The organism is Pseudomonas sp. S2_A10 (genome assembly GCF_054668465.1).
The window spans coordinates 66,700-79,639 of record NZ_CP162773.1 but is presented as its reverse complement, the minus strand read 5'-3'; the positions used below and the strand labels follow the sequence as shown (position 1 = coordinate 79,639).

Annotated in this window: 11 protein-coding genes and 1 pseudogene; 3 read left to right on the top strand and 9 right to left on the bottom strand. The window is 61.5% G+C overall.

The window, feature by feature from the left end; genetic code table 11:
* Positions 1-27 precede the first annotated feature (27 nt).
* The 8 genes and pseudogenes from ppnP to AB4N41_RS00285 all read right to left on the bottom strand — a co-directional run bounded on the left by ppnP (position 28) and on the right by AB4N41_RS00285 (position 9,443).
* Positions 28-312, bottom strand: a complete 285-nt coding sequence (gene ppnP / locus AB4N41_RS00320) for a pyrimidine/purine nucleoside phosphorylase (RefSeq protein WP_039759849.1) — start codon at positions 310-312, stop codon at positions 28-30.
* Positions 313-383: 71 nt separating this feature from the next.
* The gene (locus AB4N41_RS00315; RefSeq protein ID WP_236168512.1) at positions 384-926 is read right to left on the bottom strand and encodes a 3'-5' exonuclease; all 543 of its coding nucleotides are present in this window, start codon (positions 924-926) and stop codon (positions 384-386) included.
* A gap of 70 nt (positions 927-996) precedes the next feature.
* Positions 997-2,958, bottom strand: a complete 1,962-nt coding sequence (locus AB4N41_RS00310) for an acetyl/propionyl/methylcrotonyl-CoA carboxylase subunit alpha (RefSeq protein ID WP_252876683.1) — start codon at positions 2,956-2,958, stop codon at positions 997-999.
* 203 nt (positions 2,959-3,161) lie between these two features.
* Positions 3,162-3,959, bottom strand: coding sequence for an enoyl-CoA hydratase/isomerase family protein (locus tag AB4N41_RS00305; protein ID WP_252876682.1), 798 nt, complete (start codon positions 3,957-3,959; stop codon positions 3,162-3,164).
* On the bottom strand, positions 3,956-5,113 hold the full coding sequence (gene atuD, locus AB4N41_RS00300; protein WP_056788533.1) for a citronellyl-CoA dehydrogenase: 1,158 nt from the start codon (positions 5,111-5,113) through the stop codon (positions 3,956-3,958). Before atuD ends, AB4N41_RS00305 begins: the two co-directional genes overlap by 4 nt.
* 30 nt (positions 5,114-5,143) lie before the next feature.
* Positions 5,144-6,760, bottom strand: coding sequence for a geranyl-CoA carboxylase subunit beta (atuC, locus tag AB4N41_RS00295; RefSeq protein WP_150742496.1), 1,617 nt, complete (start codon positions 6,758-6,760; stop codon positions 5,144-5,146).
* Between the two features lie 3 nt (positions 6,761-6,763).
* A complete protein-coding gene (locus AB4N41_RS00290; RefSeq protein ID WP_252876681.1) occupies positions 6,764-7,648 on the bottom strand; it encodes an SDR family oxidoreductase in 885 nt (294 codons plus the stop codon).
* A gap of 12 nt (positions 7,649-7,660) precedes the next feature.
* A pseudogene (locus tag AB4N41_RS00285) lies at positions 7,661-9,443 on the bottom strand (acyclic terpene utilization AtuA family protein).
* A 184-nt stretch (positions 9,444-9,627) separates the two neighbouring features.
* Here AB4N41_RS00285 and AB4N41_RS00280 point away from each other — a divergent pair.
* The 3 genes from AB4N41_RS00280 to AB4N41_RS00270 all read left to right on the top strand — a co-directional run bounded on the left by AB4N41_RS00280 (position 9,628) and on the right by AB4N41_RS00270 (position 12,241).
* Positions 9,628-10,251: a TetR/AcrR family transcriptional regulator gene (locus AB4N41_RS00280; RefSeq protein ID WP_125926324.1), complete on the top strand. Its 624-nt coding sequence runs from the start codon at positions 9,628-9,630 to the stop codon at positions 10,249-10,251.
* Between the two features lie 93 nt (positions 10,252-10,344).
* Entirely contained in the window at positions 10,345-11,142 is a 798-nt protein-coding gene (locus tag AB4N41_RS00275) for a substrate-binding periplasmic protein (RefSeq protein ID WP_041478456.1), read from the top strand.
* Between the two features lie 85 nt (positions 11,143-11,227).
* Complete coding sequence (locus tag AB4N41_RS00270) at positions 11,228-12,241, top strand: GNAT family N-acetyltransferase (protein ID WP_252876679.1); 1,014 nt, start codon at positions 11,228-11,230, stop codon at positions 12,239-12,241.
* Between the two features lie 136 nt (positions 12,242-12,377).
* On the opposite strand, the gene AB4N41_RS00265 is transcribed toward AB4N41_RS00270, so the two are convergent.
* Entirely contained in the window at positions 12,378-12,932 is a 555-nt protein-coding gene (locus AB4N41_RS00265; protein ID WP_008088195.1) for an RNA polymerase factor sigma-70, read from the bottom strand.
* Between the last annotated feature and the right edge of the window lie 8 nt (positions 12,933-12,940).

The following is a 12,940-nucleotide window of genomic DNA, read 5'->3' as shown; positions in this document are numbered from 1 at the left end:
TTTTTTTGCGCTGTGAAACCGGCGGGATCAGCCGCGGTATTCGCACAGGTAAGCGGTATCAACGGCGACTTTCAGTTGGAACTTGCTGTTGGCCGGGACGTTGAACTGGCTGCCGGCGGCGAAGGTTTCCCAGTCGCTGCTGTCTGGCAGTTTCACGCTCAGCGCGCCGGACACCACATGCATGATCTCGCGCTGGCTGGTGCCGAATTCGTATTCGCCCGGGGCCATGACGCCAATGGTCGCCGGACCTTCAGCGGTGCCAAAGGCGATCGACTTGACGGTGCCGTCGAAGTACTCGTTGACTTTAAACATGGGCGGATTCCTCGAAAAGGGCTTAAAAGGGGGCGGCCAGTATGCACAAGGCTTTTCGCGCCGTCACGCGTCTAGAGCGGCAGGACCAGCGGCAATAACCGTGCAGTATTGCGGGCATCTTCCAGCGCGCGATGTTGTTGGCCGTTGAACTGCATGCCCGCCAGCTGCAACGCGGCGTTGAGCCCCAGCGGTCGTTCCAGGCGGCGGGCCTTGGCGAAGCGCTGTTTGAGGTTCATGTGCGGGACTTTGCTCAGGCCGCTGTCGATGTTCAGGCGCTGCCACTCCTGCAGCAATTGCTGGCGATCGTAACCGCCCCAACTGGCCCAGCCTTCAAGGCGAGCCTGATGCTGCGCCAGCCAACGCTCAAAGGCCGGCCAGACCTCGCTCAGCGGTTGCGCCGAATCGATGTTGGCTTGGGTGATGTGTGTCAGCTCCCGACAGAACGGCGTCAGCAATGGCCGGCGGGTCGGTTTGACGAAGCGCTGGAAGTGATCCTGCTCGCGCCCGGCGCGGTCGACCAGGGTCGCACCGATCTCGATAATTTCCATTTCCGTGACCGGCCAGCCACCCTCGTCTGTGGTGGCTTCCAGATCTATGACCAGCCAATGGGGCATCGCAGGGTTCCTGATTTCCGCGTTCTGATTTATCAGAGCGTAGTCAAACCCCGCGCTTGTGCCCGGGCGACTACTCGACCTGCAACAGAACCTGACGATTTTTTACCTGATCGCCAACCTTCACTTGCACCCGTTTGAGCACGCCATCGATGCCGGCCTTCAGCGGATGCTCCATTTTCATTGCCTCCAGCACCACCAGCAATTGACCCTTGCTGACCGTACTGCCCTCGCTGACCAGCACGTCGACAATGGCACCGTCCATCGGCGCTTTGAGGGTGCCGGAGGCGACGCTGGTCTGACTGTCGATCGGCGCATGAGTTCGATCCTCCAGGCGCAGGCTGCCCGGATGGGTGAACAGCCATAGCTGCCCATCGTGCAGACGATAGGCGTGACGTTGGCGCAGGCCGTCGATTTCCATGGTTACCGATTGCGCGGTGTGCTTGATGATTTTCAACTCCAGCGTGCGTTCGCCCAGCTGCACGACACATTCGCCGGATTTGCGCGCCAGCACCGACAGCGTCCAGTCCTGCTCGTCACTGCCGAGTCGATAGTGCAACGGCACGCTCGCGTTGTTGCGCCAGCCGTTCAGCGGGGCGCGATGGGGCAGGGCGCTGGCCTGATAGAACAACACCACAGCAATCGCCAGTTGCTCCGTCGTCGGCACATAAGTGTTGAGGCTGGCATGGCTGGAAAAATGGTGCTGGATGAAGGCGGTGCTGAAATCGCCGCTGATGAACTGCGGATGTTGCAACAGGCCCTCGAGCAAACGTTGATTGCTTTGCACACCGAGCAGCACGGTGTCCTGCACCGCACGCAACAGCTTGCGCCGCGCCTCTTCGCGGGTTGCACCGTGGGCGATCAGTTTGCCCAGCATCGGGTCGTAGAACGGGCTGACCGACTGGCCCTCAAGCAGACCGTGATCGATCCGTGCACCGTGGCCCGACGCCGGTTGCCATGCGGCAATTCGGCCGGTTTGCGGGAGAAAATCCGCAGCGGGATCTTCGGCGTAGAGGCGCACTTCCATGGCGTGACCGTCGAGACGGATCTGCTCCTGGGTCAGCGGCAGCGGCTGGCCCTCGGCAACCAGCAGTTGCCACGCGACCAGATCGAGGCCGGTGATCATTTCCGTCACTGGATGTTCGACCTGCAGACGGGTGTTCATCTCCAGAAAGTAGAACTGCCCGCGCGCGTCGAGGAGGAACTCCACGGTGCCAGCGCCGACGTAATCCACCGCGCGCCCGGCCTTGAGCGCCGCTTCGCCCATGGCCTGGCGCAGCTCGGCGGTCATCACCGGGCACGGCGCTTCTTCGATGACTTTCTGATGGCGGCGCTGGATCGAGCAATCACGTTCGCCGAGGTAGACCAGATTGCCGTGCTGGTCGCCGAACAGCTGTACTTCGACATGGCGCGGTTCGATCAACGCCTGCTCAAGAATCAACTCGTCGCTACCGAAACCGTTCATTGCTTCGGACCGCGCGGTGCGCAGTTGCGCCGCCAGTTCGCTGGCCTCGTGCACCAGACGCATGCCACGTCCACCACCACCGGCACTGGCCTTGATCATCAGCGGATAGCCGATGCGCTCGGCTTCGGCCAATAGGGTCGCGTCGTCCTGCGCTGCGCCTTGATAGCCGGCAATGCATGGCACGCCCGCGTCGAGCATGGCAATTTTCGACAGGCGTTTGCTGCCCATCAGTTCGATCGCTTCGACGCTGGGGCCGATGAAAATCAGCCCTGCCTCGGCGCAGGCGCGGGCGAAATCGGCGTTTTCCGAGAGAAAACCGTAGCCCGGGTGAATCGCGTCGGCGCCGCAGCGGCGGGCGGCGTCGATGATCGCCGCAATGTTGAGGTAGGACTGCTGCACCGGCGCCGGGCCGATGTGCACGGCTTGGTCGGCCATTTGCACGTGTAGCGCATCGGCGTCGGCGTCGCTGAACACGGCGACGGTGCGATAGCCCAGCGCCTGGGCCGTGCGCTGGATGCGGCAGGCGATTTCACCGCGGTTGGCGATCAGGATTTTGTGGAGGGTGGGCATGGTGGGGTTCCTGAAATGATAGCGGTGAATGGGAATGGCCTCATCGCGAGCAGGCTCGCTCCCACATTTGGAACGCATTTCAACCGCGAATTCGGGCGCTCCTGAGTTTTGGGCGGCGAAGGTGCGGGCCTCTTCGCGAGCAGGCTCGCTCCCACATTTGGAATGCATTTCGACCTGTGGGAGCGAGCCTGCTCGCGAAGCTTTTAGCTGACCCACCGAGGTTTGCGTTTCTGCATAAATGCCATGGTCCCCTCGATTCCCTCGTCTCCAGTCACCGCCGCGCTGAACCACTGCGCCGCCTCATCGAGCAATGCACTCGACGGCTGTCCGGCACTCGCCAGCAACAATTTTTTCGTCATCGCATTCGCTTCCGGTGCGCAGCGCACCACCTGTTGCAACACCTCATCCAGTCGCTCGGCCAACGCCTGCGCATCCTGTTCAACGAAATGCACCAAGCCCAGACGCTGTGCCTCAGCGCCATCGAAACGCGCCGCCGTCAGCGCGAGTCGGCGGGTTTCGGTCAGGCCTATCCGTTGCACCACAAACGGTGCGATTTGCGCCGGGATCAGGCCAAGGCTGGTTTCCGGCAAGCCGAACTGCGCCTTGTGATCGCTAATCGCAACATCGCTGACGCAAGCCAGGCCGAAGCCGCCGCCGAGCACGGCGCCTTGCAGCACAGTGATCAGCACTTGCGGCGCATGTTGGGCTTGTTCCAGCAGCGCGCCAAACGCCCGGTTCAACTCGCGGTAAGCGTCCGCGCCCTGAGCCCGGGCATTGGCCATGTCCTTGATGTCGCCACCGGCGCAGAAATGCCCGCCGGCACCGCTGAGCACCAAGGCCCGCACTGTGCGGTCATCACGCACCGCCGCCAGCACCGCGCGCAGTTCGGCGACCATTTGCAGGCTCATCGCGTTGCGGCTGTCCGGGCGGTTGAGGGTGATGTGCAGCACGCCACCATGCAGTTCCAGCAACAGCGTCTGGCAATCGGGCAGGCGGCTCATTTCTTTTTCCCCGGCAGGATGCCCATCAGTTTGCAGATGATCCCCAGCATGATTTCGTCGGCGCCGCCGCCAATCGATACCAGACGCACATCGCGATAAGCACGGGCCACCGGGTTGTCCCACATGAAGCCCATGCCGCCCCAATATTGCAGGCAGCTGTCGCTGACTTCACGGCCGAGGCGTCCGGCCTTTAGCTTGGCCATCGACGCCAGGCGCGTTACGTCCTGACCTTTGATGTATTGCTCGGTGGCCTGATAGACCAGGGCGCGCAGGCATTCGATTTCGGTCTGCAATTCGGCGAGGCGGAAGTGGATCACCTGGTTATCGATCAGCGCGTTGCCGAAGGTCTTGCGCTCCTTGCAGTACTCGATGGTGCTGTCGATGCAATATTCCAGGCCCTTGATCATGTTCGCCGCGCCGAACAGCCGTTCTTCCTGGAACTGCAGCATCTGCATCATGAACCCCGCGCCTTCATGGCCGATGCGGTTGCGCTGGGGCACGCGCACGTTGTCGAAGAACACCTGCGCGGTTTCCGAGCTGCGCATGCCGAGCTTGTCCAGGTGCGAACTGAGGCTGATCCCCGGGGTGTTCATCGGCACCATGATCAGCGACTTGTTGATGTGCGGCTTGTCGTCCGAAGTGTTGGCCAGCAGGCAGATGAAATCGGCGCTCGGCGAGTTGGTGATCCACATTTTGCTGCCGTTGATCACGTAGTCATCGCCGTCCTTGCGCGCCGTGGTTTTCAGCCCGGCGACATCGGAGCCGGCGCCGACTTCGGAAACGCCGATGCAACCGACCTGTTCGCCCGTGATGGCCGGGCGCAGGAATTCTTCGCGCAATTCATCGGAGCCGAAGCGGGCGAGGGCGGGTGTGCACATGTCGGTCTGCACGCCGATCGACATCGGAATCCCGCCGCAATGAATGGTGCCGAACTCTTCAGCGGCGACGATCGAATAGCTGTAATCAAGGCCCATGCCGCCGAATTTTTCCGGCTTGGAAATGCCCAGCAGGCCCAGCTCACCGGCCTTGCGGAAGATTTCGTGAATGGGAAAGCGCCCGGCCTTTTCCCATTCTTCGACGTGCGGGTTGATCTCGTGCGTGACGAACTGGCGGACGGTGCGGCGCAGGGCTTCGTGTTCCGGGGTGAAGATCATTGTTGTTGTTCTCCGTAGGATCCGTGGCGGTCAGAAGCGGCTGACGCCGAAGCTGTTGGGTTGCAGCTTGCGCGTGTCGGCTTCGTGGCAGATATCCAGCAAGTAACCGAGCAGGGTGCGGGTGTCGCGCGGGTCGATCAGGCCGTCGTCCCACAGGTTGGCGCTGCCGTACAGTGCGGTGGACTGGCTGTCGAGTTTCTGCGCGGTCATCTGTTCGAGCATGTCGAGCATTTTCGGATCGGGCTCGATGCCGTCCTTGAGCTGTTTGGCTTCGGTAACGATGCGCAAGACCTTGCCGGCCTGTGCGCCGCCCATCACTGCCGTGCGGCTGTTGGGCCAGGCGAAGATGAAGCGCGGATCGAGCCCGCGCCCGCACATGGCGTAGTTGCCGGCGCCGTAGGAACCGCCGACGACAATGGTCAGTTTAGGCACCCGTGCGTTGGCCACCGCTTGAATCAGTTTCGAGCCGTGCTTGATCACCCCTTGCTGTTCCGATTCGGTGCCGACCATGAAACCCGTGGTGTTGTGGAAAAACAGCAGCGGCGTCTGGCTCTGGTCGCACAACTGGATGAACTGCGCCGCCTTGCTCGCACCTTGCGGGGTGATCGGGCCGTTGTTGCCGATGAAGCCGCAGGCGCGGCCCTGGATTTTCAGTTGGCCGCAAAGGGTTTGCTGATCGAACTCGCCTTTGAATTCGAGAAAGTCCGACTCGTCAGCAATCCGCGCGATGATTTCGCGCACGTCGTAGGGTTTTTTTGCATCATCCGGGATCAGCCCGAGCAGTTCGTCGATGGGGTAGAGCGGTTCTTTGAATTGCGGCTCCGGCAGCCACGGCAACTGCTCGTTCCATGGCAGCATGCGCATGATGTCGCGGACTTGGCGTATGCCGTCAGCGTCGTTTTCAGCGAGATATTCGGCAGTGCCGGCGACTTGCGCGTGCATTTCGGCGCCTCCGAGTTCTTCATCGGTGGCCACTTCGCCGGTCGCCGCTTTGAGCAACGGTGGGCCGGCGAGAAACAGCTTGGCCTTGCCGCGCACCACCACCACGTAATCCGACAACCCCGGTTGATAGGCGCCGCCTGCGGTGGCCGAGCCGTGCACCACGGTGATCTGCGGCAAACCCATCGCTGACATGCGCGCCTGATTGGCGAAACTGCGCGCGCCTTCGACAAAAATCTCCGCCGCGTAGTTGAGATTGGCACCGCCGCTTTCGGCGAGGGTGATCATCGGCAGTTTGTTTTCCCGAGCGATCTGTTGCAGGCGCAGGGATTTTTTCAGGCCGCTCGGCGAGATCGTGCCACCCTTGATCGCGCTGTTGTTGGCGACCACCATCGCGCGGATGCCGCAGACATAACCGATGCCGGCAATCAGCCCGCCACCGGCCGAACTGCCGTCCTTGTCGTCGTGCAACTTGTAGCCGGCGAGGCTGGCCAGTTCGAGGAACGGCGCGCCGGGGTCGAGCAAAAGGTTCAAGCGCTCGCGGGGCAACAGTTGCCCGCGTTTGCTGAATTTTTCTTTGGCTTCGGCGGCCTTGTTCAGCAGGTTCTGTTCGAGCTGCTGCACCTGCTCGATGGCGGCGAGCATGGCCGCGCGGTTGCGCGCGAACGCTTCGCTGTGCGGATCGAGTTGCGACTGAATCTGCGCCATGGCTTATTCCTTGTCCTTGAGCGCGTCGGGACGCAACACTTCTGGTAAAAACGCGCGGTGAAAACCATTGAACGATTCGCTGTGGCTGGCCTTGTGCAGCGGCCAGGCGCGACTGCCGAGGCTGGCGGCGCCGTCGATTTTCACTGTGGTGCCGCTGATGAATGCCGCCGCCGGGCTGAGCAGAAACACGATCGCCGCACTGACTTCCGATTCGGTGCCGATACGCTTGAGCGGCACATGCTCGCGCAGGGTCGGAATCACCGCTTTGAATGCGCCTTCGTAAGTGTCCATGCCGCTGGACGCAATCCAGCCCGGCGCCACCGCGTTGACCCGGACCCCGGCGTAACCCCACTCGAACGCAGCAGTCTTGGTGAAGTTGTCCATGCCTGAACGCGCGGCGCCCGAGTGGCCCATGCCGGGCATGCCGCCCCACATGTCAGCGAGCATGTTGACGATGCTGCCGCCATGTTTGCTCATCGACTGGTTGAACACTTCGCGGGCCATCAGAAATCCGCCGACCAGATTGGTCCGCAGCACCGTTTCAAAGCCCTTCTGATTGATCGAAGCCAAGGGCGACGGGTATTGGCCGCCGGCGTTGTTGACCAGGCCGTGGATCGGCCCGTGTTCGGCGATCAGCTCTTTGACCAGTTGCTTGACCGCTTCTTCATCGCGGATATCGCTGGCCTTCCAGTGCGCGCGGCCACCGTCCTCGGTGATTTCGGCGGCGACTTTTTCGAGCTTTTCCGGCTTGCGCCCGACCAGCAGCACATTGGCGCCGAGGGCCGCCAGTTCATGGGCGGTGCAGCGACCGATGCCGCTGCCGCCACCGGTGACAATCAGGTTCTGGCCGCTGAACAGATCGGCGCGGAAAATCGACGCGTAAGCCATGCACACCATCCTCTAGTCGAGCTGTTCGGCGATGCTCTGCGGCACCGGGATCTGGATTTCCAATAGTTGCTGGGCGAAGGCTTTGCCTTGCGGGTCGATGCGCAGACTGGCGACACCGCCACCGCCGAGGGCGTTTTCCAAAAAAAGTTGAGGCTGTGGGTGCCGGGCAGATACCAGCGTTCGACACGCCCGAGAAGCGGATCGAGGACGTGACGCATCCAGTCGACCACCACCGAAGGGGTCAGCGCTTCGGCGATCCACGGCAGGTAATCGGGATGGCGCGGCATCACGCCGATATTGCTGTGGTTGCCCTTGTCGCCGGAGCGCGCCACCGCCAGTTTCACCAACGGCACACTGGCATCGGCGCGGCCCTGGGGTCTGGGCGGCTGATGGGCGATCGGCAAATTTGCACTGTCCAGAGCCACCGGGTCGGGCAGGGCGCACGGATGACGTTCGCCTGCGATGTCGACTTGCAGGGTGCAGGCGCTTTTATCGATGAGGAAAGAGAACAGACGGATGAGGGGGTATACGGTCGGACGACCGCCGACGATGCCGGTCAAACCCGGCGCCATGCCGGTCGCGGCCTGGGCGATCTCTCTGGAAAACAGTACCAGTGCGCGTTTGTCGGGATGGCGCACAGCGATTTTGATCACCACTTCACGGCTGTCGCGGCGCTGGCCGTGGGGGCCGTAGGTGGCTTCGCTGCCGAGTAGTTCGACATGGGTTTCGCTGTACGGCGCCCAGCCGCGCAGGCTGAACATCTCGGCGGTCTTGTCGATGATCGCCTGACTGACCCGCCGCGCCTTGTCCACTGCGTCGATGCCGGCCATCAGGCAACTGGCGGTGCAGCGAAAACCGTCCGGGTACGTGGCGCTGACCTTGTATTTGTCGCTGGGCGGCAGGCCTTTGGCCCCGTGCACCTGCACGACGTTTTTGCCTTGTTGCTGAAGTTTGACCTGAGTGAAATCGCAGATCACGTCGGGTAACAGATAGGCCTGCGGATCGCCGATTTCGTAGAGCATCTGCTCGCCGACGGTCAACGGCGTGACCAGTCCGCCGGAGCCTTCGGGTTTGCTGACGAGGAACTGGCCATCGGCGCTGACCTCGACGATCGGAAAACCGATGTGCTCGTAATCCGGTACCTCGCGCCAGTCGGTGAAATTACCGCCCGTGCACTGCGCGCCGCATTCGATGATGTGCCCGGCCAGCGCGGCCTGGGCGAGTTTGTCGTAGTCATGCCACGACCAGCCGAATTCGTGAACCAGCGCCGCACTGACCACGGCGCTGTCGACCACCCGGCCGGTAATGACGATGTCGGCACCCAGGCGCAACGCTTCGACAATCCCCGGCGCGCCGAGGTAGGCGTTGGTCGACACGCACATGCGCGGAAGCGGCGCGCCGCTGAACATTTCGCGGATATCGGCGGGGTTTTTGAGCTGTCCTTGCAAGTCGTCGCCGAGCAACACGGCGATCTTCAGCTGGACCCCGGCCTGGTCACAGGCCGCTTGCAGGGCCGCCGCGCAAGCCTGCGGATTGACCCCGCCGGCATTGCTGATCACGCGGATGTTCTGTTCGGCCAGTTGCGTCAGCAGCGGCGCCAGCACTTCAACGAAGTCACCCGCGAACCCGGCCTGCGGGTCTTTCAGGCGCGCGCCGGCCATCAGCGACATGGTGATCTCGGCCAGATAATCGAACACCAGATAATCCAGGTTTCCGCCGGAGACAAGCTGGGCGGCAGCAGTGGAAGTGTCGCCCCAAAAGCACTGGCGCAGCCGATTCGCACGGTGGTTGGCATTTTTATCTCCGACTCAGGGACCTGCGACAGAAGTGTCTGGAGGCTACCAAGCAAGCGCTTGGTTTGTAAACAGGCGAAACATTCTTCTGCCCAAGCGCTTGCTTGGTGCCCGCGCGCGGCTTAAATTGCGCGCAACCCTGCGGTTACAGGGGGCAACACACTGATCGACTGTAGGAGAGAACGGGTGGACGAGCAAAAAGCCCTGCGGGTCATGCGCGAACTGGTCGACCAGGGCCAGTTGACCGACCCGGACAGCGCCCGCGGCAAATTGCTGCAAGTGGCGGCTCACCTGTTTCGCAACAAAGGCTACGAGCGCACCACGGTGCGCGATCTGGCCAGCGCTGTGGGCATTCAGTCGGGAAGCATTTTTCATCACTTCAAAAGCAAGGATGAAATCCTCCGCGCGGTGATGGAGGAAACCATCCGCTACAACACCGCGTTGATGCGCGCAGCCCTGGCCGAGGCGAGCGATGTGCGCGAAAGGGTGCTGGCACTGATTCGTTGCGAGTTGCAGTCGATCATGGGCGGCAGTGGCGAGGCGATGGCCGTGCTGGTGTACGAATGGCGCTCATTGTCCGAAGACGGCCAGGCTAAAGTCCTTGCTTTACGTGACGTTTATGAAGACATCTGGCTGCAGGTTCTGGGCGAAGCCAAGGACGCCGGCTATATTCGCGGCGACGTTTTTATTACCCGACGTTTCCTTACCGGCGCACTGTCCTGGACCACCACCTGGTTCCGTGCCGGCGGCAGTTTGAGCCTCGATCAACTCGCCGATGAAGCGTTGATTCTGGTCCTCGAAGCGCGTTGAACGGTTGTCGGACCGGCCGGGAAACTGGCTAAGTCGGCGAAACCGCCTAGCTTGAATGCATTGATCGCTATTTTTTTCGGGGAGTGGGGTGTTTTGAAGTCTTCGCCAATTCGGACAGCCGCCGGGCTGCTGCTCGCTGCGCTGGCTGCGTTATGGGTATTGCCCGCTCAGTCAGCGCAATTGGTCCGGGTCGGCGCCGCGCATTTCCCGCCTTATACGATTCGCCCGGAAAACGGCGCCGACACCGGCCTGTTGCCGCAATTGGTCGAGGCGCTGAACCGCTCGCAGAGCGACTATCAATTTGTCCTGGTGCCGACGTCGATCCCGCGCCGCTTCGGTGATTTCAAGCAAGGCCGCATCGATATGGCGATCTTCGAAAACCCCGAGTGGGGCTGGAAGGACATTCCCCACGACGACGTCGACATGGGCCTGGAAGACGCCGAGATTTTTGTCGCGCAACGCGAAGACGGCCGCCAGCAAAACTACTTCTCGAGCCTGTCGGGCAAACGTCTGGCACTGTTCAGCGGTTATCACTACGAATTCGCCGACTTCAACGCCGACCCGAAATATCTCGCGAAAAACTACAACGCGACGCTGACCTATTCCCACGACAGCAACCTGCTGATGGTCCTGCGCGGGCGCGCCGACATTGCCCTGGTCACACGTTCCTATCTGTTCGATTACCTGCTGCGCAACGAGAAGGTCCGCGATGAGCTGTTGGCGTCGCAGCGTACCGATCAGATCTATCACCATTACGCGATTCTGCGGCCAAGCGCTCCTATCACCGGCGAAGCCTTCGGCAACCTGTTGCAGCGTTTGCGCGACAACGGCGAATTGCTGAGGATTTTCGAGCCGTACAGGATTGCCGTGATGCCGGCGCCTCATCACTGAAGCGCTAATTGCCTCTCGCGCTTAAATTTCCCCTCCCGGCTCACGTCACTTCGTTGAACTGTCGACGATTACGTGAGCCCGACCCATGTCCAATCTGAATGACCTGACTGCCCTGGCTCTGCCCTCGGGCAGTCGATTGATCGCTGATGCTACCGAGAGCCGACTGAGCCTGAGCCTGGACGGGCAACCGTTGATTCGGCTGCGCCTGGACCGCGAGGCCAATGGCCCGATCCAGCTTGATGAACGTTTTGCCCTGCCGCCCGGGCAAGCCTTGTGGGCCGCCTGTTATTGGTTGTTCGCCCGTGATCCGGCGTGTCGGCAATTGACCTGGCAACTCGATCAGCCGCCGACCGAGGCCTTGCGCAGTGGTCTGCTGATCAATACCGAAGTTGCCGGTGAGTATCGCTGCGAGCGCACGTTGTTCTGGCAATTGCCGCAGCCGTGGCTGGGCACTTCACTGACCGGCAGCTATCCGCAGCAAATGGTCATCAGCCACGGCAAGCGCCATCCGCTGCGACCGGTGAAGCCGCGCGGTGAAGTCTATCGGCGTTTCGATGCGCGGCTCGGCGCATGGATTTCCTTGCGAACGCTGGAAATCGAAGAAGATCTGTCGCGCTTCAATCGCTGGCAGAACAGCCCGCGCGTGGCGAGTTTCTGGCAGGAGGAGGGCAGCCTTGAGCAGCATCGCGAATACCTCGGCAAGCTCGAGGCCGATCCGCACACGCTGACGCTGATCGGCTGTTTTGACGATCAGCCATTCGCCTATTTCGAAGCCTACTGGGCCAAGGAAGATCGCATCGCGCCGTTTTACGATGCCGGTGATTACGACCGTGGCATTCACATGCTGGTCGGCGAAGAAAGTCATCGCGGCCCGCATAAAGTGGCGAGCTGGTTATCGGCGCTGGTGCATTACCTGTTTCTCGATGATCCACGGACCCAGCGCGTGGTCGCCGAGCCACGTGCCGACAACGCGAAGATGATCGGGCATATGCACAACCAATGCTTTCACTGCGAGAAGGAATTCGATTTTCCGCACAAGCGCGCGGCGCTGATGATTCTGGGCCGGGAGCGGTTTTTTGATCGGTGCCCATTGGCCTGATGTGTTCGGCCTCGGAATTTCGTTGGGTCTGAGGCCGCTTTCGCGAGCAGGCTCGCTCCCACACTGGGTTTGTGTCGTTGATCAAACCCTGTGGGAGCGAGCCTGCTCGCGAATGGCTTGACGCAGAATCCGGATCCTAACGACGACCCGCAATCACCGCATCCCGCCGACTGCCCGAGACCTTGCGGCAGTGCACCAAAGCATCACGAATCATGAAGTTGACCAGGGTGGGCGATACGCCCAGTTCCTTGGCGATGTCTTTCTGCGGCACGCCGTGCAGACGGTACATCTCGAAGGCATAGCGGGTGCGGCTGGGCAGCTCGGTCAGCGCATCGGCGATGTGTTCCAGAGTCGAGAAGTTGATGTGCGAAGTTTCCGGCGAAGCGCCCTGAATCACCACGTTCAAGCCTTCCTCTTCCGGGCCTGAGTATTTCTGTTCGAGCGCCTGCTTGCGGTAGTGATCGATGGCGAGGTTGCGCACGATCTGGAACAGGTAGCTCAGCTGAGCCTTGATCGACGACGTGATCGGCGGGGCCGATTGCAGTCGGAAAAACGCATCCTGAACCACGTCTTCGGCACGAGACCTGCAACCGGTAATACGGGCTGCAATCTTGACCAGAATCAGTCGATTGTCGACGAATGCCTGAAGTAGCGGTGAATCGCACCTGCTTGTGGATACTTGTTCCGTCATGGAAATCA

Bases quoted from the DNA above. Each gene is read 5' to 3' on its own strand.
- ppnP (WP_039759849.1), bottom strand. From the start codon at position 312: ATGTTTAAAGTCAACGAGTACTTCGACGGCACCGTCAAGTCGATCGCC.
- AB4N41_RS00315 (WP_236168512.1), bottom strand. From the start codon at position 926: ATGCCCCATTGGCTGGTCATAGATCTGGAAGCCACCACAGACGAGGGT.
- AB4N41_RS00310 (WP_252876683.1), bottom strand. From the start codon at position 2,958: ATGCCCACCCTCCACAAAATCCTGATCGCCAACCGCGGTGAAATCGCC.
- AB4N41_RS00305 (WP_252876682.1), bottom strand. From the start codon at position 3,959: ATGAGCCGCCTGCCCGATTGCCAGACGCTGTTGCTGGAACTGCATGGT.
- atuD (WP_056788533.1), bottom strand. From the start codon at position 5,113: ATGATCTTCACCCCGGAACACGAAGCCCTGCGCCGCACCGTCCGCCAG.
- atuC (WP_150742496.1), bottom strand. From the start codon at position 6,760: ATGGCGCAGATTCAGTCGCAACTCGATCCGCACAGCGAAGCGTTCGCG.
- AB4N41_RS00290 (WP_252876681.1), bottom strand. From the start codon at position 7,648: ATGGCTTACGCGTCGATTTTCCGCGCCGATCTGTTCAGCGGCCAGAAC.
- AB4N41_RS00270 (WP_252876679.1), top strand. From the start codon at position 11,228: ATGTCCAATCTGAATGACCTGACTGCCCTGGCTCTGCCCTCGGGCAGT.
- AB4N41_RS00265 (WP_008088195.1), bottom strand. From the start codon at position 12,932: ATGACGGAACAAGTATCCACAAGCAGGTGCGATTCACCGCTACTTCAG.